This window comes from Comamonas sp. JUb58 (assembly GCF_004364775.1).
Taxonomy (GTDB): domain Bacteria; phylum Pseudomonadota; class Gammaproteobacteria; order Burkholderiales; family Burkholderiaceae_C; genus Comamonas.
This window is the reverse complement of the sequence record NZ_SOAL01000004.1, coordinates 256,520-282,188: the sequence shown is the minus strand read 5'-3', so window position 1 is coordinate 282,188 and position 25,669 is coordinate 256,520. Positions and strand designations below refer to the sequence as shown.

24 protein-coding genes are annotated in these 25,669 nt (G+C 62.5%); 7 read left to right on the top strand and 17 right to left on the bottom strand.

Going from position 1 to position 25,669, the window contains the following annotated elements; all coding sequences use genetic code 11:
* Nucleotides 1-382 precede the first annotated feature (382 nt).
* The 5 genes from EDF71_RS06210 to EDF71_RS06190 form a co-directional block, all read right to left on the bottom strand.
* Nucleotides 383-1,588, bottom strand: coding sequence for an MFS transporter (locus EDF71_RS06210; protein WP_133855721.1), 1,206 nt, complete (start codon nt 1,586-1,588; stop codon nt 383-385).
* 12 nt (nt 1,589-1,600) lie between these two features.
* Complete coding sequence (locus tag EDF71_RS06205; protein ID WP_133855720.1) at nt 1,601-1,816, bottom strand: hypothetical protein; 216 nt, start codon at nt 1,814-1,816, stop codon at nt 1,601-1,603.
* 385 nt (nt 1,817-2,201) lie between these two features.
* On the bottom strand, nt 2,202-3,023 hold the full coding sequence (locus tag EDF71_RS06200; protein WP_133855719.1) for an alpha/beta hydrolase: 822 nt from the start codon (nt 3,021-3,023) through the stop codon (nt 2,202-2,204).
* Between the two features lie 111 nt (nt 3,024-3,134).
* Nucleotides 3,135-5,249, bottom strand: coding sequence for an ATP-binding protein (locus EDF71_RS06195; protein WP_166656468.1), 2,115 nt, complete (start codon nt 5,247-5,249; stop codon nt 3,135-3,137).
* Nucleotides 5,249-5,629 carry a response regulator gene (locus EDF71_RS06190; protein ID WP_133855717.1) on the bottom strand — a complete coding sequence of 127 codons (381 nt, stop codon included), beginning with the start codon at nt 5,627-5,629 and terminating at the stop codon, nt 5,249-5,251. Before EDF71_RS06190 ends, EDF71_RS06195 begins: the two co-directional genes overlap by 1 nt.
* 155 nt (nt 5,630-5,784) lie before the next feature.
* On the opposite strand from EDF71_RS06190, the gene EDF71_RS06185 reads away from it, so the two are divergent.
* Nucleotides 5,785-6,519: a response regulator gene (locus tag EDF71_RS06185; protein WP_166656467.1), complete on the top strand. Its 735-nt coding sequence runs from the start codon at nt 5,785-5,787 to the stop codon at nt 6,517-6,519.
* Nucleotides 6,520-6,576: 57 nt separating this feature from the next.
* On the opposite strand, the gene EDF71_RS06180 is transcribed toward EDF71_RS06185, so the two are convergent.
* Entirely contained in the window at nt 6,577-7,092 is a 516-nt protein-coding gene (locus EDF71_RS06180; protein ID WP_133855715.1) for a DNA starvation/stationary phase protection protein, read from the bottom strand.
* A gap of 216 nt (nt 7,093-7,308) precedes the next feature.
* On the opposite strand from EDF71_RS06180, the gene EDF71_RS06175 reads away from it, so the two are divergent.
* From EDF71_RS06175 to EDF71_RS06165, 3 genes are all read left to right on the top strand, one after another.
* Nucleotides 7,309-8,349, top strand: coding sequence for a cupin domain-containing protein (locus tag EDF71_RS06175; RefSeq protein WP_133855714.1), 1,041 nt, complete (start codon nt 7,309-7,311; stop codon nt 8,347-8,349).
* A gap of 114 nt (nt 8,350-8,463) precedes the next feature.
* Nucleotides 8,464-8,910 carry an antitoxin Xre/MbcA/ParS toxin-binding domain-containing protein gene (locus EDF71_RS06170; RefSeq protein ID WP_133855713.1) on the top strand — a complete coding sequence of 149 codons (447 nt, stop codon included), beginning with the start codon at nt 8,464-8,466 and terminating at the stop codon, nt 8,908-8,910.
* A gap of 19 nt (nt 8,911-8,929) precedes the next feature.
* A complete protein-coding gene (locus tag EDF71_RS06165) occupies nt 8,930-11,227 on the top strand; it encodes an FdhF/YdeP family oxidoreductase (RefSeq protein WP_133855712.1) in 2,298 nt (765 codons plus the stop codon).
* A gap of 61 nt (nt 11,228-11,288) precedes the next feature.
* Here EDF71_RS06165 and EDF71_RS06160 read toward each other — a convergent pair whose 3' ends face one another.
* From EDF71_RS06160 to EDF71_RS06150, 3 genes are all read right to left on the bottom strand, one after another.
* Nucleotides 11,289-11,603: a UBP-type zinc finger domain-containing protein gene (locus tag EDF71_RS06160; protein WP_133855711.1), complete on the bottom strand. Its 315-nt coding sequence runs from the start codon at nt 11,601-11,603 to the stop codon at nt 11,289-11,291.
* 9 nt (nt 11,604-11,612) lie between these two features.
* Nucleotides 11,613-12,878, bottom strand: a complete 1,266-nt coding sequence (locus EDF71_RS06155) for an FAD-dependent oxidoreductase (RefSeq protein ID WP_208300998.1) — start codon at nt 12,876-12,878, stop codon at nt 11,613-11,615.
* Nucleotides 12,879-13,245: 367 nt separating this feature from the next.
* A complete protein-coding gene (locus EDF71_RS06150) occupies nt 13,246-13,650 on the bottom strand; it encodes a nitroreductase family protein (protein ID WP_133855709.1) in 405 nt (134 codons plus the stop codon).
* A gap of 389 nt (nt 13,651-14,039) precedes the next feature.
* Between EDF71_RS06150 and EDF71_RS06145 the strand changes: the two genes are divergently transcribed.
* The gene (locus EDF71_RS06145) at nt 14,040-14,303 is read left to right on the top strand and encodes a YlcI/YnfO family protein (protein ID WP_166656466.1); all 264 of its coding nucleotides are present in this window, start codon (nt 14,040-14,042) and stop codon (nt 14,301-14,303) included.
* A 26-nt stretch (nt 14,304-14,329) separates the two neighbouring features.
* Here the strand turns inward: EDF71_RS06145 and EDF71_RS06140 are convergent, their stop codons facing one another.
* The gene (locus tag EDF71_RS06140; protein WP_133855707.1) at nt 14,330-15,586 is read right to left on the bottom strand and encodes an MFS transporter; all 1,257 of its coding nucleotides are present in this window, start codon (nt 15,584-15,586) and stop codon (nt 14,330-14,332) included.
* A gap of 251 nt (nt 15,587-15,837) precedes the next feature.
* Between EDF71_RS06140 and EDF71_RS25385 the strand changes: the two genes are divergently transcribed.
* A complete protein-coding gene (locus tag EDF71_RS25385) occupies nt 15,838-16,134 on the top strand; it encodes a hemin uptake protein HemP (RefSeq protein WP_243854196.1) in 297 nt (98 codons plus the stop codon).
* Between the two features lie 100 nt (nt 16,135-16,234).
* On the opposite strand, the gene EDF71_RS06130 is transcribed toward EDF71_RS25385, so the two are convergent.
* Together EDF71_RS06130 and EDF71_RS06125 are read right to left on the bottom strand one after the other, a co-directional pair.
* Nucleotides 16,235-18,379, bottom strand: coding sequence for a TonB-dependent siderophore receptor (locus tag EDF71_RS06130; RefSeq protein ID WP_243854191.1), 2,145 nt, complete (start codon nt 18,377-18,379; stop codon nt 16,235-16,237).
* Between the two features lie 415 nt (nt 18,380-18,794).
* A complete protein-coding gene (locus EDF71_RS06125; RefSeq protein ID WP_133855705.1) occupies nt 18,795-20,042 on the bottom strand; it encodes an MFS transporter in 1,248 nt (415 codons plus the stop codon).
* 204 nt (nt 20,043-20,246) lie between these two features.
* Here EDF71_RS06125 and EDF71_RS06120 point away from each other — a divergent pair, with 204 nt between their 5' ends.
* A complete protein-coding gene (locus EDF71_RS06120; protein ID WP_133855704.1) occupies nt 20,247-20,768 on the top strand; it encodes a cytochrome C5 in 522 nt (173 codons plus the stop codon).
* A gap of 63 nt (nt 20,769-20,831) precedes the next feature.
* Here the strand turns inward: EDF71_RS06120 and EDF71_RS06115 are convergent, their stop codons facing one another.
* The 5 genes from EDF71_RS06115 to EDF71_RS06095 all read right to left on the bottom strand — a co-directional run bounded on the left by EDF71_RS06115 (nt 20,832) and on the right by EDF71_RS06095 (nt 25,603).
* Nucleotides 20,832-21,500: a DUF4375 domain-containing protein gene (locus EDF71_RS06115; RefSeq protein WP_133855703.1), complete on the bottom strand. Its 669-nt coding sequence runs from the start codon at nt 21,498-21,500 to the stop codon at nt 20,832-20,834.
* Nucleotides 21,501-21,607: 107 nt separating this feature from the next.
* On the bottom strand, nt 21,608-22,777 hold the full coding sequence (locus tag EDF71_RS06110) for an MFS transporter (protein WP_133855702.1): 1,170 nt from the start codon (nt 22,775-22,777) through the stop codon (nt 21,608-21,610).
* Nucleotides 22,774-23,799, bottom strand: a complete 1,026-nt coding sequence (locus EDF71_RS06105; protein WP_133855701.1) for an alcohol dehydrogenase catalytic domain-containing protein — start codon at nt 23,797-23,799, stop codon at nt 22,774-22,776. The genes EDF71_RS06110 and EDF71_RS06105 overlap by 4 nt, the downstream gene beginning before the upstream one ends.
* The gene (locus EDF71_RS06100) at nt 23,796-24,935 is read right to left on the bottom strand and encodes an FAD-dependent oxidoreductase (RefSeq protein ID WP_347876664.1); all 1,140 of its coding nucleotides are present in this window, start codon (nt 24,933-24,935) and stop codon (nt 23,796-23,798) included. The genes EDF71_RS06105 and EDF71_RS06100 overlap by 4 nt, the downstream gene beginning before the upstream one ends.
* Nucleotides 24,929-25,603, bottom strand: a complete 675-nt coding sequence (locus tag EDF71_RS06095; protein WP_133855700.1) for a cupin domain-containing protein — start codon at nt 25,601-25,603, stop codon at nt 24,929-24,931. The genes EDF71_RS06100 and EDF71_RS06095 overlap by 7 nt, the downstream gene beginning before the upstream one ends.
* Nucleotides 25,604-25,669: the final 66 nt, after the last annotated feature.

Genomic DNA, 25,669 nt, shown 5'->3' with positions numbered 1-25,669 from the left:
GAGCTTCGGTGTAGTAAATCCGCGGTCTTTGCTTCATACAAACACTCCTTCAGCCTTAGGCAGATATTGTGTTGCATTGACCAGTTGAATTCACAACCCATAGCGGTCGCTCGCAAGATCCCTAGGCAGGGTCTGCTCTAACCGAGAGCGGTCACTTGATTAGTCCTCTGGAGGATGTTTTCCTTCACACAGGCGTCATTCTCTTTGTGCGCCGGGATTGGCATAGGTTGTCAACCGTCATCATCCCGACCAACTTCGAGGCGACCATAACCGCCATCAAATTTCTTTACTTGGCGAATCGAACATTTGGCCTAGCTCTCGAACTGTGGAGCAGGGGATTGGACAGTTTGCTGCTTCCGAGTATTCCTGCGCTCGGACAAGATCATCGAGCCAACCGTAGAGCGAAGGCAGCCAGCGCGGTAGTTGTAGCTAAGGCAACCACTGCCATCCACCCAAACTGAGCGAACAAAAGCGCTGCCAGAGCTGAGCCTGTCGCCATACCAGCAAATACGCCGGTGAAGAGCACCGCGTTGAGCCGGCTGCGTGCGCCTGCATCCAGTCCGTAAATAATGGTTTGGTGTGCAATCAGCGCAGCTTGAAAGCCCAGGTCAAACCCGATGGCACTAGCCACCAACAGCCACAGTTGCACTCCAGGTGGGATGATTCCTGCCAGACCCAGCGCAGCAAACGACACCACTACCAGACCAGCCCCCAAGCGAGTGACCATCTGCGGGCCTCGGCGGTCTGCGATGCGTCCAGCTATTGGGGCGGCTAGTGCGCCCGCCGCTCCTGCCAACCCGAACGCACCGGCTGCGGCTGCTCCTAGGTGAAAAGGCGCGCCATGCAACATGACGGCGAGCGTGGACCAAAATGCGCTGAAACCTACCGCCAGCAACCCCTGCGCCATGGTGGCGCGCCGCAGGGCGGCGTGCTGTTTCCACAGCGTCCTTAGCGAGCGCAAAAGTGCTGGATAGGGCAACTGCGTAGTAGCCGTGAATCTCGGTAACTGCAGCCATGCGGCCACACCGATCAGTGCGATGCTTACCGCAGCGGCAGCGAACATGGCGCGCCAGCCCCATTGTTCGGCCACGAAACCACTCAAAACACGCGACAGCAAAATACCCAGCAGCAGCCCCGTCATCACAGTACCCACGACTTTGCCCCGGTGTCTTTCGGGTGCGAGTGTCGCTGCTGCGGGCACGATGTCTTGAGCCATCGTGGCAGTTAGGCCTACCACCAAACTGGCTGCGAGTAGCGTGGGCAGAGATGGCGACAATGCCGCTAGCAATAACGCGGCGAATAGCACTGCGGCCTTGGCTAGAATAATCCGTCGTCGGTCGTGTCGGTCGCCCAGCGGTGCTAGAAAGAAGATGCCCAGCGCATAGCCTAACTGGGTTAGTGTGGGCAGAAATCCTACTGCTTGGGTGGATGCGCCGATATCGCCACCCAGTACTCCCAGCATGGGCTGACTGTAATACAAGGTCGCCACCGAAAGACCCGCTCCGCTGGCGAGCAAAAGAGTTAAGGGCAAGGGCAGCCCGGTTGCATATGACTGCTCTTGCGTTGCAGGCAAGGAAGTATGTGACATGGAATTCACTCCTTAAAAAAATTGCTTAGGGCGCTGCGGTGGATGAGCAATATCCGTGATCTGATCGCCTAAACGAATGCCGTAGCCAGTGATATAAATGCCTTTGTGCATTAGTGTGGTTTCCCATTGCGCCAGATCAGCGGAGATGTCGTGCAGTCGCGCAGCGTCTACCCCAGCGTCACCGCGTTGGCTGCTGCCATCGTGATTTCCCCAGCGGTATGGGAGCATGGAACGAAGGCTGTGTCGTCCAGAAGAACGGCTCGTACTACTACCATTCGCAGTGCCGGCAGGTCGAGAATTGCGTGGAGAAACGGGTCGGATATCACCGAACAGGCGCTGGAACTGCGGCGCGAACCGGTCTCGCGTTTGCATTTGAAGCCAGTCCACGCCGGTATCCTTTCCGGGCCGCATGCTGCGCCCGAGAAGTTCATACTTGTGTGCAGGTTTCGCTCAGATCTGAGTTTTGGGAATCTGCAGATAGGGTCGGATCCACTCGCCCTTCTCATTTTCATACTGGCTTTCGACCGCCAGGGCTGCCAGGACGTCACCTACAACGCTGAGCGCATTGCCGTTGGCCGCAAAAGCGGTTCAAGCGATGCGCTCGGCTGTGCGATTAGCCCTTGGCGAATGCAAGTAGATCCGCGCTGACCTCGTCCTTGCGGGTGGTGCACATGCCGTGCGGTGCGCCGGCATAGACTTTCAGGACAGAACCCTTAACCAACTTGGCTGACAGCTCGGCGGAATCGGCAATCGGCACAATCTGGTCGTCGTCGCCGTGCAGGATCAGCGTCGGCACATTGAACTGTTTCAAGTCCTCAGTCAGGTCAGTCTCAGAAAATGCCTTTACGCAGAAGTACGAGGCCGGGATACCTGCTGCCATACCTTGCAGCCAGAAGGATTCACGCACGCCCTCGGACACCTTGGCACCGGCGCGGTTGTAGCCGTAGAACGGCATGCTCAGATCTTTCCAGAACTGCGAGCGGTCAGCAAGCACGTTGGCGCGAATCTGGTCGAAGGCCTCCAGCGGGGTGCCGCCAGGGTTCGCTGGGGTCTTGACCATCAGTGGCGGCACAGCACCGATCAGCACGGCCTTGGCCACGCGCGATGTGCCATGGCGGCCAATGTAGCGCGCCACCTCGCCACCACCGGTGGAATGGCCGACGTGGATGGCATCGTGCAGATCCAGCGTCTTCACCAGTTCGGCCAGGTCGTCGGCATAGGTGTCCATGTCGTTGCCCGTCCAGGGCTGGCTGGAACGGCCATGGCCACGGCGGTCGTGGGCGATGCAGCGAAAGCCCTGCGAGGCCAGTGCGTACATCTGGTCCTCGAAAGCATCCGAGGACAGGGGCCAGCCGTGGCTGAACACGATGGGTTGGCCAGTGCCCCAGTCCTTGAAGAAGATCTGGGTGCCGTCGGTGGTGGTGAAAGTGCTCATGGAAGGACTCCGCGTTGTTGAAGCCTTGACTGTGCGCGCCGCGCATTGCTGCTGCATTGCAACAAGCGGGTGAAAAATTTCAGCTGAAACCGAAGTCGCAATGATCCATATTTAGTGAGGACTGTGGGGGCTGCGCTGCAGCGTGCGAGCTAAGCATTCGGCCAGCTCCTGCAACGCCAGTGGTTTGTGAAGCAAAGCTGTTACACCCGCCTCTCGCGCTCGCCGCTCCAGCGCTAAGTCGACATGGCCGCTCACCAAGATCACTGGCAATTCAGGACGTATCGCTAGCACTTGCAACGTGAATTCGCTTCCAGGCATACCGGGCAGCATTTCGTCGGTGAGTATGACGTCAAACCGATGCGGGTCGGCCAAAAAGGCTGCCAGCGCAGCTTCGCTGGAACTGAAGCCGACAGGCTCGTAGCCCAACTCCGCCAGCAGCTCCTCCGCCAGCTCGACCAGCGGTTGCTCGTCGTCCACCACCAGCACTGTCTGTCCGTTGCCATGGGGCCAACTGGGATGCGTCCGTGGGGAAGGCGCAGGGGTCTCGCAGCACAGGGGCAGCCAGACAGTCACGCGGGTGCCGCGCCCAGGCTCGGTAACGATGTCGATGGCACCCCCCATGTCGGTGACGATGCCATGCACCATTGACAACCCCAAGCCTGTTCCCTCTCCAACCTTTTTAGTGGTGAAGAATGGGTCGAAGGCACGGTGCAGGACCTCTGGAGACATGCCAGCGCCTGTATCAGTGACCACCAGGCACACATAGTCACCAGCGACGAGGTCGCCGTGCAGCAGCGTCTGGGGCAGACTGGTTGAATCGCGCTTCAGCAGCACCTCAATCGCCCCGGAGTCGCCTAGGGCTTGACCAGCGTTGGTGCAAAGGTTGATTACCACTTGGTGCAGCTGCGTGCTGTCAGCCATCACGGCGGCCGTTCCCGCATTGAGCAGGGCGTCAATCCGTATGGTCTCAGGCAGCGTGGGACGCAGCATAGCCAGCGCTTCTTCCACCACGGTCTGCAGGTGTATCGGCTGCCGTTCGGCCACGCCGCTGCGGCTGAAGTCGAGAATGCGCCGCACCAGCACGCGCGCTCGTGCGCCAGCCTGCATCACTCGGTCAAGATAGCGGCTCATGTCGCTGCCGGGTGCGGCGTGCTGCTGTGCCATTTCGCCAAACCCCAAAATGGCGCCCAGAATGTTGTTGAAGTCATGAGCAATGCCTCCGGCCAGCGTGCCGAGCGATTCCAAGCGCTGGGCCTTCTGCAGGCGGGCTTCGAGCGCGGCCTTTTCAGCCTCGCCTGCTTCAAGCCGGCGCAACTGTCGCAGAAGACCGACGATGGTGAGTACCACCAGCGCGGCGAGCAGCAGTGTGCGGAGTATGGCGCTGCGCAACTCGTCATACCAGGGGCGCAAGGCCTCGTGTTCATCGCGGGTGATGGTCAGGGTGAGCGGCCGCTGGCCCACACCGATGGCCGCCACCAGTTTGACGCGGCCGTCAACCGGACTCACCGAGCGGTCGATCAGCGGCGCACCTTTGAATCGCGACAACTCTGGGTAACGCTGAACCCCTGGCTGAAAGCCTGGCTCTTCAGGAAGCCGCACCACCAGCGTGCCGTCGTCCAAGGTCAGCAGCAGCGCACTGCCTTCGCCCAGTTCGATGGCGGTGTAGGCGCCCTTGAGCTCTTCCAGTGTCACGATGGCGGTCACCACACCGTCGAACTGCCCGTCATCATCGATAAGGCGGCGAGACACCACCAGCGCGGGCCGGCCATCGGTGCGAGTGACCACCGGCTCGTTGATGAATAGTCCATCGGTCGTAGCTTCGCGCTGGCTCTGGAAGTAGGCACGGTCGGAGACATCGGCAAAGGGTTCGCCGGTAATGCGTGAACGATGGCGTTGCATGCCATGGCGGTCGACCAGCGTCAATACATTGACCTGCGATACCCCCACAACCCGAGCTGCGAGTGCTGCCGACACCGCCTCACTCGACAAGGTGTCACCGTTCGTCTCCCACCACTCACCTGTGTCGCGAAGCAGCAGATCGACAGCCTGAAGATTGCGTGCCCCTTGCTCGGCCAGGGCCTTCGCCAGATTGCCGAGCTCGCGCTCGGTCGCGAACATGATTTGCTGGTGCAGACGCCATCCATCGTAGATGGCAGAACCAGCGAAGGCCATCACGAGCACGATGCCCAGTGCCACGATGCGATGGCGCAGCCGCTCCTTAGACATCATCTGCCCAGGGCGTCTGCCACGGCGCGGACCAGCTCTTCGCGACTGCAGGGCTTGGCCAGCAGGCAACTCACGCCCAGCACACGGCTGATATCGGCTTGGGCACCCAAGCTACGTGTGAGTTGAGCCGATATGCCGACAACGGCTGCCTGTGGATAAGCCGCTTGCGCGGCCTTCACGGCGTGCGTTGCCGCGCCGCCAATCGTGCGCTGATAAGGAAGGTCGAGCACGACCAAGTCCACGGGTGCCGGGTGGGTAAAGCCCAAACCTGGGCTGTCATGCCGGGGCAGCGAACGCACCTCGTGCCCTTCGCTGGTCAGCCATTCTGAGATAAGTACACGCATGGCGCTATCTTCGTCGATAACCATGATTTTGGACACGGATCCGTCCTTTGTTATTACTGGGCGCTGCGGGGAGCGCAAGGCGCTATTTGATCCGCCCAGGATGCCGCATTTATGTCATAAACGGGTTCGAATGTTTCATCTGTAATGGAGCCGTAGAAACTTGAATATTGTCATCGGTTAAGCTTATGAGCATGAACTCTGCAGCCCCTCACATCCTGGTGGTCGATGACGATCCTGCCTTACGCGAACTGATGTATTCGTACCTGACGGAGAACGAGTTTCAGGTCACTACGGTAGCTACAGGGCAAGAGATGAGGTCGGTTTTGCAAGAGCATGTTATCGATCTGGTGCTGCTTGACCTTCGTCTGGGCGGCGAGGACGGTATGCAGCTGGCGCGTCAACTGCGTGAGCAGACCCGGCTTCCCGTCATCATCGTGTCGGGAAAGCAGGACGAAGCTGACCGGGTGATGGGTCTGGAAATCGCCGCCGATGACTACGTGACCAAGCCTTTTAGCAATCGCGAGATGCTGGCTCGTATTCGGGCCGTGCTGAGGCGCACCCGGGAGCAGCAGGATGTCACGCCCGTCAGCCGCGACGGTAAACGCCGTGCGTATCGCTTTGCGGGCTGGGAATTGAATCTGCTCGCGCGTCGACTCAAATCACCCGAAGGGCAGCGGGTCGAACTCAGTAATGGCGAGTTCAACTTGCTGCTGGCACTGTGCGAGCAACCCCAGCGCGTGCTCACACGCGACCAGTTGTTGGAGCTGTCGCGCCTCCATGGCGCGGAAGTCTACGACCGCTCCATCGATGTCCAGATTCTGCGGCTGCGACGCAAGATCGAGGTCGATGCCTCGGCGCCGACCTTGATCCGCACGGAGCGCGGCGCGGGCTATGTGTTTGAAGCCCAGGTGCAAGTGCTGCACTAAGACGAGACTTGCACGCGCCCTGCATGTGCATCTGGTCGCCGCGCATCCTCCCACATCTCAGGCGCGGCTGCTCTCGAACAGGAACCAGGCGCGGCGTTCGGCCTCGTCGATCCACACCTCCAAAAGGCTGGTGGTCGCGAAATCACCATAGTTGTCACAGGTAGCGTGCGTGGCGCGCATGTAATCGGCTAGACGTGCGTTGTCGTCACGCAGCTCGGCCAGCATGTCGGCTGGGGTGACAAAGGGCGCATCGTTGTCCAGCAGGCGCTGGTGGCGCGAGATATCCCCGATTGAGCGAAGTGTAGTGCCGCCGAGCTTGCGTGCGCGTTCGGCAATCGGATCGGTGATGGCAAAGATCTGGTCTGCCTGTTCGTCCAGCAGCAGATGGTAGTCGCGGAAGTTCGGGCCCGACATGTGCCAGTGGAAGTTCTTTGTCTTCAGGTACAGCGCAAAACTGTCCGCGAGCAATGCGGCAAGACCGCCGCTGATGTCGCGTCGCGCATCGGTGCCCAGTGTCGTTGGCGTATGCAAAGGGGCTTGGCGACGGGCGATGAGATCGGTAGTTGCGTTCATGGAATCACCTTTTAGAGTTACATCGGAAAAGTAAGAAAGGGCCGGCCGATGCCGCCTGGTCCATGAGATGTACTTTGGCTTTAGCCGATTTCTGCGAGATTTCAGATTTGCTTTCTCCGCATTTCAGCTGAAACGCCGATTAAGGAAGCCTGAAGTAAAGAGGTAATGCGATGGCTAGACGATCAACGGTGTCATTCACCAACCCGGAGTTTCGCCATGACCTCTTCTTCACGCCATGTCCGTTCCCTGTGGGCCAGCCAGCCCTCCTATGCCACGGAGCGCGGCAGCATACGCGCCCTGAACGCTGACAATTTTCCAATCCTGAACGGCCTGTCCATCAAGCGTTTGGTGCTCGCGCCCGGCAGCCTGCGTGAACCGCATTGGCATGTCAACACCAACGAACTGACCTACTGCATCAGTGGAAGGCTGCTTGTGTCGGTACTGGACAGCGGCAGTCAGTTTGCCCGCTTCGAGGTGAGCGCTGGCCAGATGTTCCACATCGCTTCGGGTGCACTGCACACGCTGGAGAACATCGGTGATAGCGACGCTGTGCTGATCGCAGCTTTTCGCCACGAAAGGCCCGCTGAGTTCTCGCTGCGCGAATCTTTCGCTGTGATGAGCGACGCCGTGTTGGGTAATACGTTTGATCTGCCAGCTGCCGACATGGCAGCTCTGCGTCAGGGTCAGGGCAAAGGTGCAGCGTTGTCTCGGCGTGAAGGGCCACCCACCATTCCCGACACCGCAGGCTTTGGCGATGCCCATCGGTTTGACGTCGAGGCGCAGTCGGCCCCAGTGTCATCGGCGGCAGGCTCTGCACGGCTAGCGCGCGATACCTTCTGGCCTGTGCTCAAGAACATCTCTATGTACTCTTTGCGCGTCGAGACAAGCGGCATGCGGGAACCGCACTGGCACCCGTTGACTTCAGAAATGGGCTACATCGAAAAGGGCAACGCGCGTATGACCATCCTGGATCCCAACGGCAGCGTTGACACCTACCAGCTGCAGCCCGGAGATGTCTACTTCATCCCACGCGCCTATCCACACCACATTGAGGTGACTGGCAGTGAGGAGATTCATTTCCTGATCTTTTTTGACCAACCGACGCCCGGAGATGTAGGCTACCGTGCTGCGGCATCGTCGCTGTCACCATCAGCATTGGCGGCTACGTTCGGCGTACCGGTGGCCAGCTTGCCTCGCCTGCCCTTCACACCGGCAGATCCGCTGATCGTGGCGCGCAGCAATCCGTTGGACAGCTGATGGCTTGAGAAAAATTACAGATGAAACAAGGGGGCGCACCCTTGAAACTGCGCTGCAAGCGAGCGCTTGCAGCATGGTGATCTGTCCCCAAGAAACTTGCACTGGAGATTTTTCATGCTTACCCACCATGCTCTCGCTGCCGCTGCCCCCTTTCCTCAGCAGCTATCGCAGAACGAAGACATACGCTTTCTCGACCTGCTGGCCGCCTACCGCGTGTCTGGAGGATTGGCGCCCGGCTCGGAGATCGCAGCGCGGCGGCCGTCCAGCGGGCTGTCGGCGCTGGGCCGCGCCATTGCGGCGGGTGAGGTGATCGGGCTGCAGTGGGCTGGGCAGCACTGGTTGCCGGTGTTCCAGTTTGAGCGTGGCGATATCCGTGTGCGACCACCTGTGCGCATGCTTCTGGCTGAGCTGGCCGAGTTGTTGGACGAGGAGGAGAGGATCCATTGGTTTGTGCAGCCCAACCCCTGGCTCGACAACGCGTCCCCCTTGCAATTGCTGGCGACCGATTTTGGCCGTGTGCATGACGCTGCCCGCGCCTTGCGTTTTGCCTGCAACAACTGAGCGCCAAGGAGCAACCCCTATGCACGACGATTCCGGTATCCGCAAATACGAACATCCAGCCGGTGGCTGGGACGCACTGGCTGCGGTGGCCAAAGCCATCCACGGCCAGATGAACGCCCTCTCGGGCACGCGCATCATGCTGCGCAACAACCAGCCCGATGGCTTTGACTGCCCCGGCTGCGCCTGGCCCGATCCCAAGCACAGCTCAACCTTCGAGTTCTGTGAGAACGGCGCCAAAGCCGTGACCTGGGAGGCGACGCGCAAGCGCGCCACGCCCGAGGTGTTCCAGCGTTACACCGTCACCGAACTGCGCAGTTGGAACGACCATGACCTTGAGGACCTCGGCCGGTTGACGCAGCCGATGGCCTACGATGCGGCCAGCGACCGCTATGTGGCGATCGATTGGGACGAGGCCTTTGCGCGCGTCGCCGAGGTGCTGCAGGCGCTGCCATCGCCCGATATGGCGGAGTTCTACACCTCCGGCCGGGCCTCGAATGAGGCAGCTTTTCTGTACCAGCTGTTCGTGCGTGCCTATGGCAGCAATAACTTTCCCGACTGCTCGAACATGTGCCACGAGGCCACCAGTGTCGGTTTGCCCCAGTCCATTGGCATCGGCAAGGGCACGGTGTCGCTGGACGACTTTGACCAGGCGGACCTGATCATCTCGATGGGGCACAACCCCGGCACCAACCATCCACGCATGATGACCACCTTGCATGCGGCGGCGCGGCGCGGCGCGCCCATCGTGGTCTTCAACCCACTGCGCGAGCGTGCGCTGGAGCGCTTTGCCGCGCCGCAGGATCCGCTTGAAATGGCTACCTTCAGCTCCACAGATATCGCCAGCGATTACCTTCAGGTCAAGGTGGGCGGTGATGCCGCTGCACTCAAGGGCGTCATGAAAGCGGTGCTGGAGCTGGATGCCGCCGACCTGGCCGCTGGCGGGCCGGGACTGCTTGACCGCCGCTTCATCGCCGAGCACACCCAGGGCATCGAGGCCTTGCTGGAAGACCTGCATGCCACGGACTGGGCCGATGTGGAGCGGGCCTCGGGCCTGCAGCGCAAGGCCCTGGAGCAGGTGGCACAGCTGTACTGCAAGGCAGAGCGCGCCATCATCGTCTTTGGCATGGGCATCACCCAACACCGCCGAGGCACCGAAAACGTGCAGCAGATTTCGAACCTGTTGATGCTGCGCGGCAATTACGGCCGCCCGGGTGCGGGCATTTGCCCGGTGCGCGGCCATTCCAACGTGCAGGGCAACCGCACGGTCGGTATCGATGAGAAGGCACCGCTGGCACTGCGCCAGGGCATCGAGCGGGTGTATGGCTTTGTGCCGCCCGAGGCACGTGGCCATGACGCTGCGGAGGCGATCGAAGCCATCGCCGACGGCCGCTCGAGTTTTTTGATGTGCCTGGGCGGCAACCTGGCCGTGGCCATGGCCGACCCGCTGCGCAGCTTTGCGGCCATGCAAAGGCTGGACATGGCCGTGCACATTGCCACCAAGCCCAACCGCTCGCACCTGCTGGTGGGGCGCCAGAGCCTGTTGCTGCCCTGCCTGGGTCGCACCGAACTGGACCTGCAGGCCAGCGGCGTGCAGTCCATCACGGTGGAGGACTCCATGTCAATGGTGCATGCGTCTACAGGCCGGTTGCCGCCGCCGTCGGACCAGGTGCGCTCCGAGCCGGCCATCGTCGCTGGTATGGCCAAGGCCGTGCTGGCCGGGCGCTATGGCATCGACTGGGATGCCTTCGTCGCTGACTACGGCCGCATACGCGATGGCATCGAGGGTGTGTTTGCCGGTTTTGATGACTACAACGCCCGTATCCGCCAACCAGGCGGCTTTCGCCTGCCTGTGGGGCCGGCCGAACGTGTCTGGCACACCCCCTCGGGCAAAGCCTGCTTTATCACCATGCCGGGCATCGAGGAGGATGCGCGCACTGCAGCCGTCAGCGGTGTGCTGACGCTGACCACACTGCGCAGCCATGACCAGTACAACACCACGATCTACGGCTTTGACGACCGTTACCGTGGCATTTTCGGGCGACGCGATGTGGTCTTCCTCAACCCGCAGGACCTGGCGGAGCAGGGCCTGGTGGCAGGCGACCGGGTGGACTTGGAAGCCGTAGCTTTCGCCGGCGAAGCACCTCAGTCGGGTGCCGTGTTGCGCAACCTGACTGCCGTGGCCTACGACATCCCGCGCGGCTCGGCCGGCGCCTACTACCCCGAAGCCAACGTGTTGATCGCGCTGTCCCACCGCGATCCGCAAAGCGGCACACCGTCGTACAAATCGGTGCCGGTGCGCCTGCGTGCAGCGGTCTGAAACTGCACATGCAACAGCGGGCCGGGCGCTGCTGCCTGGTCCGCTGGCTTGCGGTGGATGATCAGACGTAGCGCGGAATCGGGCCGATCTGCGGTGTGGTGTCGTCGCCCAGGTCCAGGCCCACGCGGTCCACAAAACACCAGCCCCAGCCTTCAGGCGGGTCGTAGCCCTCGATGATGGGGTGGCCGGTTTGCTGGAAGTGCGCACGCGCGTGGCGGTGTGGTGAATCATCACAGCAGCCTACATGGCCGCAGCTGCGGCACAGCCGCAGATGCACCCAGGGGGAGCCAATCTTCAGGCATTCCTCACAGCCTTTGGCGCTGGGCACCACATGATGGATGCTATCCGTGTGGGTGCAGGTCTTGGGGTGGCTCATGGAGTGTCCTTATAGGGTTGAGAGATGGCGATGGACGAAAGCTACAGCCATTGCGCCTTCGCCAACGGCGGACGCAACGCGCTTGATGGAGTCATGGCGCACATCACCAGCGGCAAAGCAGCCGGGCACACTGCTTTCCAGGTGAAAAGGTGGGCGTTCCAGCGGCCATTGGGCGTACTTTCCAGGCTCCGTCATCAGATCAGGTCCCGTTACCAGATAGCCGGCTGCGTCGCGCACGATGGCCGTGTCTTTAGCCCACTCGGTGCGCGGTAATCCTCCAATGCAGACGAAGACATGGCTGGCCGGCAGTGACTGTTCCCGCCCGTCGCGCCGGTCGCGCACCGTGATTTGTTGGAGGCGATGGTCGCCGGCCAGTGCAGTAATCTCGGCACTGCTTACCACGCGAATCTTGTGTGTACTGCCGATCTTGCGCAGCAGATAGTCGGATAGCGTGTCTGACAGGCGCTCGCCGCGCACCAACATGACCACCTCTTTGGCATAGCGAGAGAGGTGCATGGCGGCCTGTCCGGCCGAATTGCCGCCGCCTACGACGTAGACCGTCTCGCCGGCGCACATCGGCGCTTCACTGGAGCCCGCCCCATAGAACACTCCCGCACCCAGCAGACGGTCCTCGCCAGGCAGGCCAAGACGACGCCAGGTGATGCCCGTGGCACAGATATTTGAGCGTGCGCGCAACTGAGTGCCATCGGCAAGGTCTACCTGGATACATCCATCCACGAAAAGCGTGTGCACGCCATGGTTCAGGCGCAAGATCTCTGCGCCGAAACGTACTGCCTGTTGGCGAGCACGCTCTGCCAGATCTGCACCGCCAATCCCATGTGGAAAACCTAGGTAGTTCTCGATCAGTGAAGAGTTACCGGCCTGGCCTCCAATGGCTTGGCGCTCCACCAGTATCGTTTTCAAGCCCTCTGATGCAGCATAGACTGCCGCGCTCAGACCAGCCGGACCAGCGCCGAAAATTGACACATCGTACTGCCGCAGCCGGGGCGTGCGCACCCAGCCCAACCGCTGCGCGATATCCGGCACGGTGGCACCTAGCAGGCGCGTGCCATCAGGGAACTCGCACAGAGGCAGGTTTGGATCGTCCAAGCCTTGGATACCGGGTAGGGCTCGGGCCGAGGCTTCGTCTAATTCAATCCACTGGTAGGCGACCACGCTTCGGCTCAGAAAATCGCGGATTTCGAACGCGCGAGGTGAATTGGGGGCGCCTAGCAGGCGCACAGCTGCAGCGGTGGTGGATGCATGTGTACTCATCATAAAACTCCCCTGGTCCCGGAGGCTCAAATTCGGCCTCTGGGAGCTTGTTGAAGTGGCAGTATCGTGTTACGCCGGCTTCCAGCCGCTCATTTAGATGGCTGAGAACAGGTCCACATCTAGGCGACTGATTGCGCGCATCCAAAAACGGAGAGTGCGCTAACGGAAGCCCGTTTCCGGACTGTCGGCGTTTGACGTTTCAGGAGCGTTTCTTCGGGAGCGTGAGTTTGTTTCAAATGCAAGAATGCCATGGGCAGGCAGCTGACAGCTTCAACAGGGTTCTGCACCTTTCCAGTTTTCGTATAGGGATGGTCGGCAAATCACTGAATTTAGATCGGCAAGTTCGCTTGATGCCGATTTGCTGGCTTTAACGCCGCTTTGCTGCCACATTTCTCGCGACCAGCATGAGATAGGCCCCCGTGAGTGAACTACTGCGGAACGCGATGGACTCGGCAAACGCAGCGTCGGCCTCGAACATCGGTTTGAAGTTCGTGCGCGGAAACTGGCGTGGTGCTTCGTCGTAGAACCGGACATCCTGGCCCACGGTGGCCGTAACCGGCGCGGCTCTGACCTGCTCAAGGTTGCTCCCCATCCCTTCCAATGCCCGGAAAAGCATGCGGCGTCCTTCCTCGGAGCGGACGAAGACGATATGCACCGGCTGGAGGTTGCCGCTGGTGAGTCCCCACTTGACCAGCTTGTACAGGCCATGCAGGTCGTCGTCCGACACCGGCCGGTCGCTCCAGTGATGGTGCGACCGCGCATCGGTGAACATTTGGGCGAGGGTCCATTGTTGGTAAACGCGATGGATCGCTAATTCGCACCTGAATTTTGTGGCGCTCTCCTATCAAATTAGCGCTCGGCAACAGACCGCTCATGAGGCCTAGACCTGCCGCTCACGGCTACCTACCGGACGAGAGATTCTGGCCGTTAGCCGCCATCCTACCTTGGCATTGACCAGGCGCAACAGCAGCCTCACGGGCCGGCGACAGGCTGGAAGCCGCCCCGGCCCCCTATGGTTGAGCCCAAAGCGCCCCGCGTTCAAACTTCAGTGAGAAAAATTCAAAGCTCGCGGAGACCTGACAGTCGGTTCCCAATTTGCATGCAGTGAAAAAATTTGCAAGATCAATGAGTACCGACAGACCCGCACTCTACGATCTCCCCATGAAGACCGCCATCATCCCATCCATCTGCGTCGAACCCGCTTTACTTGATGAGGTGGAGCGTGCTTTGGAACAGAACGAAAGCCTGGCGTCTTTTGTCGAGACAGCTGTCCGCCGAGAGATCCAGCAGTGGCAAGCACAGGCTGGATGGCTGCAGCAGGGATTAGCCGCCACGCGGCACAACAGCGCTGCTGCTGGCATCTCTGCAGAGGTGGTGATTGCCCGCCTGGAGGCCAAGCTGGCTGCAGCCAGGCAGCGCAAATGAACCGCTAAATGTCAGACAGCAGGGCCTCAACCCACCCGCCCCACCTCCAGCGCCGACACCGCGCCACGCGCCGGCCACAGCGCTACCAAGACCAGCAGCACCGCCACCAGCAAATAAGGTGCGCCCGGGTGCAGGTCATAGACCAGGGTGCCCACCAGCGGTCCCAGGATCATGCCCAGGCCATGGGCTGCAGCAACGGTGCCGGCGGTGGCGCCTTGCTCATGCGGGCCCACGGCATTGGCGGCCAATGCCATGACGGAGGGGAAGACCCAGCCCATGCCGGCGGCGCCGACAAAGTAGCCTGCCCACAGTGCCCAGGGGCTGCTGGCCAGCAGCAGCGATGCAAAGCCCAGCGCAGACAGGGCGCAGCCGGCGCGGATCAGGCGCTGCGGCGTCCAGCCCAGTTTGCGCACGGCGAGCTGTGCGAGGATCAGGCCCACACCGACAACGGCCAGTGCAATACCGGCGGCTCGGGCGGCGGCGCTGGCTTCCAGCTGCAAACGGTCCAGCGCGAAGAAGCCCACAACGACCTGGGCAATGGTCACGCTGAACATCGCGCAAAAGGCCACAGCCATCGGGCGGCGCAAGCGTGGGTCGCTGATCTTGAGGTGGCCGGTGGCCGCGTTGGCATGCTGCTCGCTGCGCGGCAGCCAGCGCCACAGCACCAACAAAGCCAAGGCGGGCAGCACGGCGGTGATGAGCAGCGGCAGCTCCAAGCTATGCGCGGCCAGCAGGCCGGTAACGCCGGGGCCGGCCACCATGCCGATACCGCTGGCGGCGCCCAAGGTGGCCATGGCGGCAGCGCGCTGAGGGCCGGGTACATGGTCGGCTACCAGTGCTGCACCGGTGGCAGGCACAGCCGCATAAAAGCCGCCGGCCATGCCGCGCAGCAGCACCAGGCCGGCAAAGGCCAGCCACACGGGCGGCTGGCTGCGCAAGGCAAACACGATAAAGCTGCACAGCAGCGCATAGCAGACCACAAAGCCGCCGAGGCCCCGGAGCAGGATAGGGCGCCGGCCCCAGCGGTCACTGGCGGCGCCCCAGCGTCTGGCCAGCAGCACCCAGGCCAGGCCGCCCACGGTGACGGCCATGCCGGCCTGCCAGGGGGCCAGGCCCAGCAGCCGGGCGATGGGGCCGATCAGCGCGACGAAGGACATCATCGACAAGGTGCAGACAAAGTTCTCGAACATCAGCGGCCGCATGCTGAAACGGAGTGTGGGCGCCGTAGAGGCTGGCGCTTCAGAGGGGTTGGCGGTGCTTGCCGAGGTGGACGGGACGGACATCAGACTCCTTCGATAACATGGTTTTTAAATGATAATCAATCTCATTAAATGATAGACTCGGTCCCTGTGATTTGCCCCTCTTGTGATGAACGTCATCCCGCCATGCGCGCCGTTTGCGGCGCTGCGAACGCCCCGGCGTTGCGGGGGCAAATGGGCAGCGGTGCTGAATATCTCCGCTGCGTTTCTTCCATCCTTCGGGTGCAGCTGTCTGCATCTGCCTGACCACCTTCCAACCCGCCATGAGCGCCACCATGACCACTCTGCATGCCGCCACCAGCGCCCGCCGTACCTTGCAACTCCGCCGCCCAGCTGTGCCACAGCCGCAGGACGCAGCCGTTACGCCCGCTGCCTGCGAGGCCGAGTCCCATGCTGCCGAGCCACTCACCATCGCGCTGCAGCTCCGGCCGCTGAACGATGCCAACCTGCAGGTGCGCAGCGTTGACAGCACCAGTCTGCTGGCCGGCCACAAGACCGTGCAGATCGCCCATAACGGCTCGGTCTACACCTTGCAGGCCACCAAGCTGGGCAAGCTGATCCTGACCAAGTAAAGCGCTCCACACCGCTGATAAGACACAGCCCGCTGGCATCCAATTGCCAGCGGGCTGTGGTGTTTGTGGGCTCCGGCCATGGCCAGAGCCATTGTGCTGATCAGAACGACACGGTGGCCGACAGGCGGTAGGTGCGCGGCGCGCCCGGCATCACAAAGCCATCGTTGAACATGCCGATCCAGTAGTTCTTGTTGGTAAGGTTCTCTACGCTGGCGTTGAAGCGCACAGGCGTCGATCCGAACTTGGTGGCATAGCGGGCCACCGCGTCAATACGGTTCCACGATGGCACCTTGAGGCGGTTGCCCGAATCGGCCCATTGCGAGCCGGTGTGGAACAGGCGCCCACCCACCGACAGGCCTTGCAGGGGGGTGTCCCAATCCAGGCCAATGCGGGTGCGCAGCTTGGGCACGCCATAGTTCTCCAGCCCGGTGTTGATCTGCTTGGACTTGATGTACTCCACACCGCCCAGCAAGGCCACGGTCTCGCTCAGCTTGCCAAAGGCACTCCATTCCAGACCGCGCAGGCGCTGCTCGCCATCAAGCACCTGGAAGTTGGCGCTGTTCGTCACGATCGAGGGCTTCTTGATCTGGAAGGCGCTGAAGGTGTGCGTGGTTTCGCCCGCTTGCAGCTTCACACCCACTTCGCCCTGCTTGGTTTGCATGGGGGCGAGGGTGTCGCCCTGGTTGGCAAAACCGGTGCCCACGGTGCGGCCGGGCTCCAGGCCTTCGGTGTAGTTGGCAAACAGCGCGATGTTGTCACCCCAGGGGCGCACCACGGCGGCCACCATCGGTGAGACGCGGTTTTCGCTGTAGTTGGAGGCGACGCCATTGACCAGCGGCGTCTTCACCGTCTGGTGGCGCAGGCCCAGGGTCAGCAGCAGTTTTTCATCCCAAAAACCCATGGTGTCGGCAATCGCGAACGAGCGGAATTCGTTCTCCGTCGTGTAGTCCTTCCAGGTCGGCGCGGCTGGGAAGGTCGGCTCGGTCGGCCGGTACATATTGGTGGTGTAGCAGTAGTTGCAGGCCGTGTTGACCGTGCCTTCCTTGTGCTTGAGGATGTTGAAGGACAGTTGCAGGCGGTGCTGCACACTGCCGGTGTCGAACTTGCCAATCACCCCCGCCTCGGCGGTGCGGCGCTCCGACTTGGTGTGCACGTTGTAGATCGCGCCGCGCGTGGTGCCGTCAGCCCCGGTCACGATGGCACGCGTGCCAAACAGCAGGCCCTGGCCTTCGGCCTCCGAGCCGCCGGCTGCCACATAGCCTTGCCAATTCTTGTTGAAATCAAACTCCGCCCGGGCCAGCAAACCGCTGTTGTCGTACTTGCCATGCGTGCCTTTGAACAGGTTCACATCGCCATCGGGTGGCGACAGCAGATAGCCCACGCCAGGGATCGCTGCACTGCCCAAAAAGCTGAACATGCCGGGGCTGCCGCCGTCGATCTTGTTGACGCTGTTGTACACATCCAGGTAAAGGCGGTAGTTGTCGCCCAGGTAATCCAGGCCCAGCGCGCCCACATTGCGCTTTTGCTTTTCGTCCTCGGCGCCCATATCGCCCGATCCATAGACACCATTGAAGCGCAGGCCCAGGCGCTGCTCGGGCCCAAAGCGCTTGCCCACATCGGCATGCAGCTGGTAATACGAATCGGAGACATAGGTGGCGGTCAGGTCGGCAATCGGCTGGGCCAGTGCGCGCTTGGTCACCATATTGACCGAGCCGGCCACGCTGGCCAGCGGTGGCATGCCAGACAGCAGCACATTGGGGCCGCGCATCACCTCGACCCGCTCAAACATCTCGATCGGCACCGAGTTGGCCGGTGCAATGCCGTAGAGCCCATTGGTTGCTATGTCCATCGCCGTCACATCCAGCCCGCGCAGGTTGAAGTTCTGCAGCAAGTGGCCCTTGTTGGTGGTGAAGACCACCGCCGCATCGTTCTCCAGCACATCCTGCAGCGACAGCGCCGACCAGTCCTCGGCCAGCTCACGGGTGTAGGCATTGACGTGGACGGGTGCTTCCATGATCGAGGTCGCCCCCAGAATGCCCAGCCGCGCACCCTTGGCCGCCTTGCGCCCGGGGGCGAGTGCGGGCAGGTCTTCGCGCTCGTAGCGGTCGCGCACGGTTACCTGGGGCAGGTTGACCGATGGGCTGGCGGTTGTCTCTGCGGTGCTGCCTGCCTCTTGCCCTTGCTGCGTGGGCTGGGTTTGTTGGGCAGATGCGCTGGCTGTGGCGGCTGCCGCCATCAGAGCCATCACGATCCGATTCGGTTGGAGTCTGCGTTGCGTGGTATGTGACATGAGAGTGACGATGTTATGAAAATCAAACAAGAATCATTCTCAATCGTATTCATCAGTTATTGAGTTTGCAACTTTTTGTTGTATTTGGGGGATTACCCTGGGAGGGAAGGGGAGGAGGAATGCATCTGCGGGGACTGGCTGCGGCAGGGATGCCGTGATTTGGCGCTGGTCGCCATCGATCGCTTGGCGAAGCTGTCGAGGGGCATCTTGGCGTCATGCCGATTTTTGATCCTGCCGATGTCCAAACGATTCTGCAGGCGGCAGCCAGAAGCCGAAATGCAAACTGGCTGCAGGCCCGCGACTGCCACGGAAAGCTGAAGGGACTGGGCAACCAGCCCTTTGCACCCGATGCTGGATGCTCCTCCAAACCTTATTGGCGCTTCTTCCGCGTATCCGGCAAGAACGCCGTCGCCAGCCCCAGCAGCGGCAGGAACGAGGTCAGGCCATAGACCCAGACGATGCCATGCGCATCGGCCAGCTCACCCAGGCCAGCGGCACCGACGCCGCCAATGCCAAACATCAGCCCGAACATCAAGCCGGAGACCAGGCCCACGCGGCCAGGCACGGCCTCTTGCGCGTAGACCACCAGCGCGGCAAAGGCCGAAGACATCACCAGGCCGATGACGATGGCGAGCACGGCCGTCCACACCAGACCCACATAGGGCAGGGCCAGCGCAAACGGTGCCACGCCCAGGAACGAGATCCAGATGACGGCCTTGCGGCCAATGCGGTCACCCACCGGGCCGCCGGCAAAGGTGCCCGCTGCCACGGCGGCCAGGAACATGAACAGAAACAGCTGGCTGGACTGCACGCTGAGCTGGAAGCGCTCGATCAGGTAGAAGGTGAAGTAGTTGGTGAAGGAGGCGATGTAGACAAACTTGGCGAACATCAAAATGCAGATCACCGTGACGGCGCGGATGACGCCAGCGCGGTTCAGGCCTTCACCCGCATGGTTCTTGGCCAGGCTCTTGGCCTTGGCACTGCCGTTGTGGCGCACCCAGATGGTCAGGCGGTACAACACAAAGATGGCGACCAGGGCCACCACCATGAACCAGGCCATCGCTGGCTGGCCATGGGGGATGACGATGGCCGCTGTCAGCAGCGGGCCAATCGCAGAGCCGGTATTGCCACCCACCTGGAAGGTGGACTGCGCCGTGCCAAAGCGGCCGCCCGATGCCAGGCGCGCAATGCGCGAGGCCTCGGGGTGGAAGGTGGCCGAGCCGACCCCCACCACCGCAGCGGCCACCAGCAGCATCTCGTAGCTGTGCGCAGTGGCCAGCAGGCCAATGCCGATCAAGGTCATGCCCATGCCGGAGGGCAGCAGGTAGGGCTTGGGGTGCTTGTCGGTGTACATGCCAATCCACGGCTGCAGCAGCGATGCGGTGACCTGGTAGACCAGCGCAATCACGCCAATCTGCCCAAAGCTGAGCGAGAAGCTGGCCTTGAGCATCGGAAAGATCGACGGCAGCATCGCCTGGATCATGTCGTTGAGCAGGTGGGCCAGCGCCGCGCCGCCCACGATGGGCAATAAAAAGCCGTGCTGCTGGCTATCTGCAGTGGCTGCGGGTGCAGCAGCCAGGGCAGGTGAGGGGTTGAGGGTGGCGGTATCAGCGGTCATGGCGTCGGGCAGGCAAACCTGGGAGGGCGAAGAGATCAAGCAACCGGCAAGCGTAAGGGAAGATGCGCTGGCGCAATCGCGCAAGCAGGACAAGAAATGTTGAGTTCCTGCCAGTTCGCCGAATGACAGTCATTCGTCGCTACGGTAGAGCTTTCAAAAGTAGCCGCTTATGATGGCCCTTCCATTCAACGCAAGGACGGCCCCATGACCCAGATTGCCCATCTTCGAGACGCCATTGCAGCGAGCCAGCTTCTCAACGACGTACAAGCCGACGATGGCTTTGTGGTTGGCAGCGTGCGGTTTCAGGCTGCGGGGGCGGATATCCATGTGAATGTCGACCCGGAGCTGGCCGACAACCCCGAGATGGATGTGGAGGCCCTGATCGCCAATACCCAGCGCTTTCTGGCCATGCCGGCCGACCAATGGAAGGAATTGATCAACGATATCGCGGTGGAAGTGGAAGAGGCCGTAGAAGAAGACGAGGTCGAAGAGCTCACCGACCTGCGCGATGACCTGAGCCTGCATTCGGTGGCCGTGTTTGCCGATGCGGTGCTGCTGTCCTTTGTCGCGCCCAAGCAGTTTCCGCACTGCTGGGTGCGCGCGCAGCTCTGCGAGGAGCTGGCGCTGGAAGATATCTCGATCGACGAGAACGACGGCGTGGAGACCATCGAATTCAAGTCGCTCGATGACCTGCTGGACAACCTGAGCGCCAATAACGACAAGTAGTGCCCAGACGCACAACAGCCTTACATGCAAGTGGAGGGCTGTTGGTTTGTGCTTGGTCGCGAATCAGCTGGCCGACGGCGCGGGCCCAAAAAACGCTGGCACCTGCTTGACCAGTTCTTCCGCTGCTTCCCAGAACTGTTCGTCCAGTTCCTCGATCTGCCCTGACAGATCACCCGCCACGGCGCGGTACACATCATCGATGGAGTTGACCTCTTCGGACTGGGCAATGGGGCCTACCAGGCGCCAGAACTCCGTCACCACATCGAGCGTCGCGCTGGCCTGGATCTCCGCTAGTGCAGCCAGCACCGCATCCATCTCGGCCATGCCCCAGTTGCCCAGAAACTGCAGCAGCCCGCCGTTATAGCCATCGGCCACCAGGCGCCACAGGGCCACCAGCGCCCGGCTGCGGCTGCCTAGCTGGTCCGCCTTCCAGTCCAAGGCCTTCAGCTCCGCCAGCGCCGCTTCAAACAGCGCATCCTGCTCCAAGGTCCAGACATTGAGCGCGCCGTCAGCCGAAGTCTGGCCAGCGCTGGGCCAGTTGACGCCGCGTCGGTCCGCGGTCGCTACCCATTGCGAGCGTTCTTGCGCGTTCATCGCCACCACCTTGGGCTCCACCCAGGACAGCGGTGCGGCGAGTTGCCGGCCGTCATCGAGCATCAGCAGCACGCGCTTTTCTTCAAAGATCACATCGGCGATCGGAGATCCCACAACGGCTTGCCCATCGAGCTTCATGCATGGCCTTCCCGGGGCGCAGACCTGTGCTCCCACAGCGCGCCAGTGTAAAACCAGAAGCCCATCCCTTAAGAAATGAACCGGACAAGCAATTCAGGCTGCAGATCTTATTTACCAGGCCGCACCCGCGCCAGCCACCCCAGCGACAACACCGCCACCAGCACCAGTGGCAGCATCGGCCCAACCACCCAGTCCCAGCCCCAGGTGGTCAGCAGGCTGCCCGATGCGAACGAGCCCACAGCCATTGCGCCGAAGACGACAAAGTCATTGAGCGACTGCACGCGCGGGCCGTCTTCGGGCGCATGGCATTTCAGCACCAAGGCCGAAGCTCCCAGGAAGCCGAAGTTCCAGCCCAGGCCCAGCAGCACCAGGCCCACCCAGAAATGCGAAACGCTGATGCCCGCCAGTCCGGTGATGGCAGCCAGAGCCGTCAGCACCAGGCCGGCAAAAATGATGCGGCTCTCGCCAAAGCGCTTGATCAGGCTGCCGGTAAAAAAGCTCGGCGCGTACATCGCGATCACATGCATCTCGATACCGTAGTTGGAATGCGTGCGCGAGATGCCGCACAGCTCCATCGCCAGCGGTGCGCTGGTCATCATGAAGTTCATCAGCAGGTAGCTGACGGTGCCGCAGAGCAGGGCCACCACAAACTGCGGCTGCCGCACGATGGGGCCGAGCGGCCGGGCCACTGCCGTCCCGCTGCGTGGCTGGATGGTTTGGAACTTCACGCCCCGCAGCACGAGGGCCGACAGCACCGCGACGATGGACGAGCAGATATAGGTGAGGCTGTAGGCATAGGGCGGCCAGGCATTCATCGTGGCGCTCACCAGCTGCGGCCCCACCACGCCGGCCAGCACGCCGCCTGCCAGCACGGTAGACAGCGCCTTGGGCTTCTCCTCCGGCGATACACATTCGGCCGCCGCAAACCGAAAACTCAGCACCACAGCCGCATAGGCGCCGCCAAATAGCGTAGCCAGGCAATACAGCGCAAACGAGCCTTGCACAATCGCCAGGCTCGCGATCAGCCCCATCAACACCCCGCTGAGGTTGCCCAGTTGGAAGGCCCGGGCACGCCCATAGCGCCGTGCCACCTGGCCCGCCGGCAGGGTGGAGATCGCCATACCCACCACAAACATCGTGATTGGCAAGGTCGCCAGCTCGGGCCGGGGTGCAAGCATATGGCCGATGATCGCGCCCGTCGCATACACCACCGTGGTGTTGGCGCCCGACAGCGCCTGCGCCAGCGCCAGGCGCGCTACCGAAGGATTGATATTCATTGTTGTTCTCCTGCGTTCATCGTCAGCACCATGCGGAACTTGACCTGGCCTGATGCCATGCGGGCCAAGGCCTCGGGCGCACGCTCCAGCGGCATGGTCTCGATCCAAGGGCGAATATCCGCCAGCAGGCTGAAGTCCAGTGTCTTCTCGGCGTCATAGGGGCTGCCGGTAATGGAGCCGGCCATGGCCCGCTCGCCGGAGACGATAAAGCCGGGCGATACGCTGATCGCCTCTTTGCCCACACCCAGCACCAGCAGTTGGCCCTGCGGCGCCAAGGCGGGCAGCAGTTGCGATACAGCTGCGCTGTCCGTGATGGTGGTCAGCAGCAACTGCGCACCACCCATGGCCTGCAGCGCCTGCACCGGGTCTTGGTGGTCGGTGTCGATGTAGTGGTGCGCGCCAAGTGCCCGCACGTCGGCGGCAATGTCCGTGCCCCGGCCCACCGCCACCACCCTGAAGCCCATCTTGCGGGCATACTGCAGCGCCAGATGGCCCAGGCCGCCAATGCCTTGGATGGCGACCAGATCGCCCGCCAGGGCTCCCGACTTGCGCATGGCATTGAACGTGGCCAAGCCCGCGCACAGCAGCGGCGCGGCTTGCAGGCTGTCCAGGGCCTCCGGTATGGCGACCAGGCCGGTAGCCCGGGCCAGCATCATTTCTGCATAGCCGCCATCGCAGCTGCTGCCCACCGCCTGCTGGTTGCGGCAAAGCTGAAACAGCCCTTGCCGGCACAGGCTGCAGGCATTGCAATGGCCGCCAAGGCGCCCCACACCTACACGCATGCCCAAGGTCCACATGGGCGGCACATCCGGGCCCAGCGCTGCGATACGGCCCACCACCTCATGGCCCGGCACACGCGGGCCATTGCGCTGCGCATGCACGTCTGCCAGATCGGCGCCGCACATGCCGCAGGCTTCCACGGCAATCAGCACTTCGCCAGCGCCCGGCGTGGGCCGTGGGCGTTCCACCCATTCCAGCACCCCGGGGGATGTCCGCTGCATTGCGTGGTACGTCGATGTCATGGCGTCTCCTTCTTAACTGCCGTGCCAGCTTGTTCTTTAGTGAGGGTGGCTGCTGCGAGCGAGGCTTGGACGCCATGCGTCGCGGCATCTACCGCGCCGGCCACATAGCCGGGAAACTGCGCGGACCATTCACTGCCAATGCCCAGCAGGCAAGCCTGCCAAGGGCCTTCATGGGCGGCCATGGCGGGTGCGGTGGGATGGCCGCCCGCGCCTTCGGTATCGGCCGCGCTGGCGGTGTAGGCATCCTGCGACCAGTCCTTGATCCATTCGGCGCTGGGCTGCAGCGCTTCGGCCCCAAACAAGCGGCCCATTTGCTGCCTGCAATGGGCCAGCAGCGCCTGCTCGCCCAATTGGCGGCGCGCGCTGGCGTGGATGCCGATAAAGCCAAACAGCGCCCCCGCCCCTTGCAGGGGCGATGCGTCATGGATCTCCGCCATCGGCCCGGCATAGCTGCGGGCCGCACCACTGAGGCCTTGCGCGCGCCAGAAGGGCCGGGGGTACAGCGCCACATATTTGGCATGCGGCGCCATCCAGGTGGGGCAAGCGGCCCAGGCCTTGGCCAGCGCTGCAGGCAAAGGCGGCGCAAAGGCGATGCTGTCAACGGCCAGCCGGGGCGGCAAGGCCAGCAGTACCTGGTGGGCCTCTAGCTCCCTCGGCCCCTGTGCGCCGATGGCGTGGATGCGCACAGCGCCGCTCTCCAGCCGATGCACGGCCGATACCCGATGGCCCAGCCGCAATCTGGCGCTGGGCAGCCGGGCGCGTAGCGCATCGGCCAAGGCGGCCAGGCCGCCCGCCATGCGCATGGAGGCGGTGGATTCTTGCGTGCCAGCGCTGATGCGTCTGGGGGCCATATGTGGCGATGCGTCGATCAGAAAGTCACCGGCCTCGGGCTGTCTGAACGTGGGCAACTGCAGTGCCTGCACCAAGGCCCACGGCTCCGCTTGTATCTCGGGCCAGAACCAGGTCGCTCCCAGGTCCACCCGGGCGCCTTGGTGGTCGGCGGCCAGCAGGCGGCCGCCGCTGCGGTCCTGGGCATCCAACAGCACATAGTCAATGCCTTCCTGCTCCAGCAAATAGGCGGCATACAGGCCACTCAAGCCCCCGCCCACAATGGCGATAGAGGTGCGGCTCAGCACGGGGCACCACGGCGGGCAAGGGCGGCCAGGTGCCCGGTCTTCACAAAAACCATCGTGTCGCCCACCGCTTCCATCTGCGGCTGCGAACCGGCCGGCAGCCGCAGCCAGCTGCCTTCCGGGTAATGCTGCCCCTGCACCACCAGCGCACCGGCAAGCACCAGCAGCTCCAGCCCGCCGCTGGCATCGCAGAGCAGGCGGCCTTGGTCGGGCAGCTGCTCGGTGTAGACCCGCTCCTCGTCGTTCTGAAAAAGCAGACAGGTATCGCGCCCATCGGCCTGGTGCCAGTTCGCGCGGTCCAGCGCATTGATGCGTACCACCGCCGTGTCATCCGGGCGCATCTGCTGGAGCTTCACAAAGATCAGCGCGCCGGGCTCCGTGTGCGGCCGGTGCGCCGACTGCGGTGGGTTGCGCGAGTACCAGCCACGGGGGTAGTCGCCGGTTTCATCGGAGAAGACGCCGGACAGCACCAGAATCTCCTCCCCGCCCGGGTGTTGGTGGGCAGAGAAGTGCGAGCCCGGCGCATAGCGCACCAGGCTGGTGGCGCGGGCCACTTCGGCACCCACCCGGTCCAGCATCATGCGCTCGACACCGGGCAGTGGCGAAGGCGTCCATTGGTAGTCGCAGGGGGTGATGTGTACCGCTTGGTTCAGATCGGCGTGGATATGCATGGCAGAAGGCTGTGGGGCAGATGGGGCTGTGCGGGCAGCGCTTAGCTGGCAAATCTGGTCTTTGTC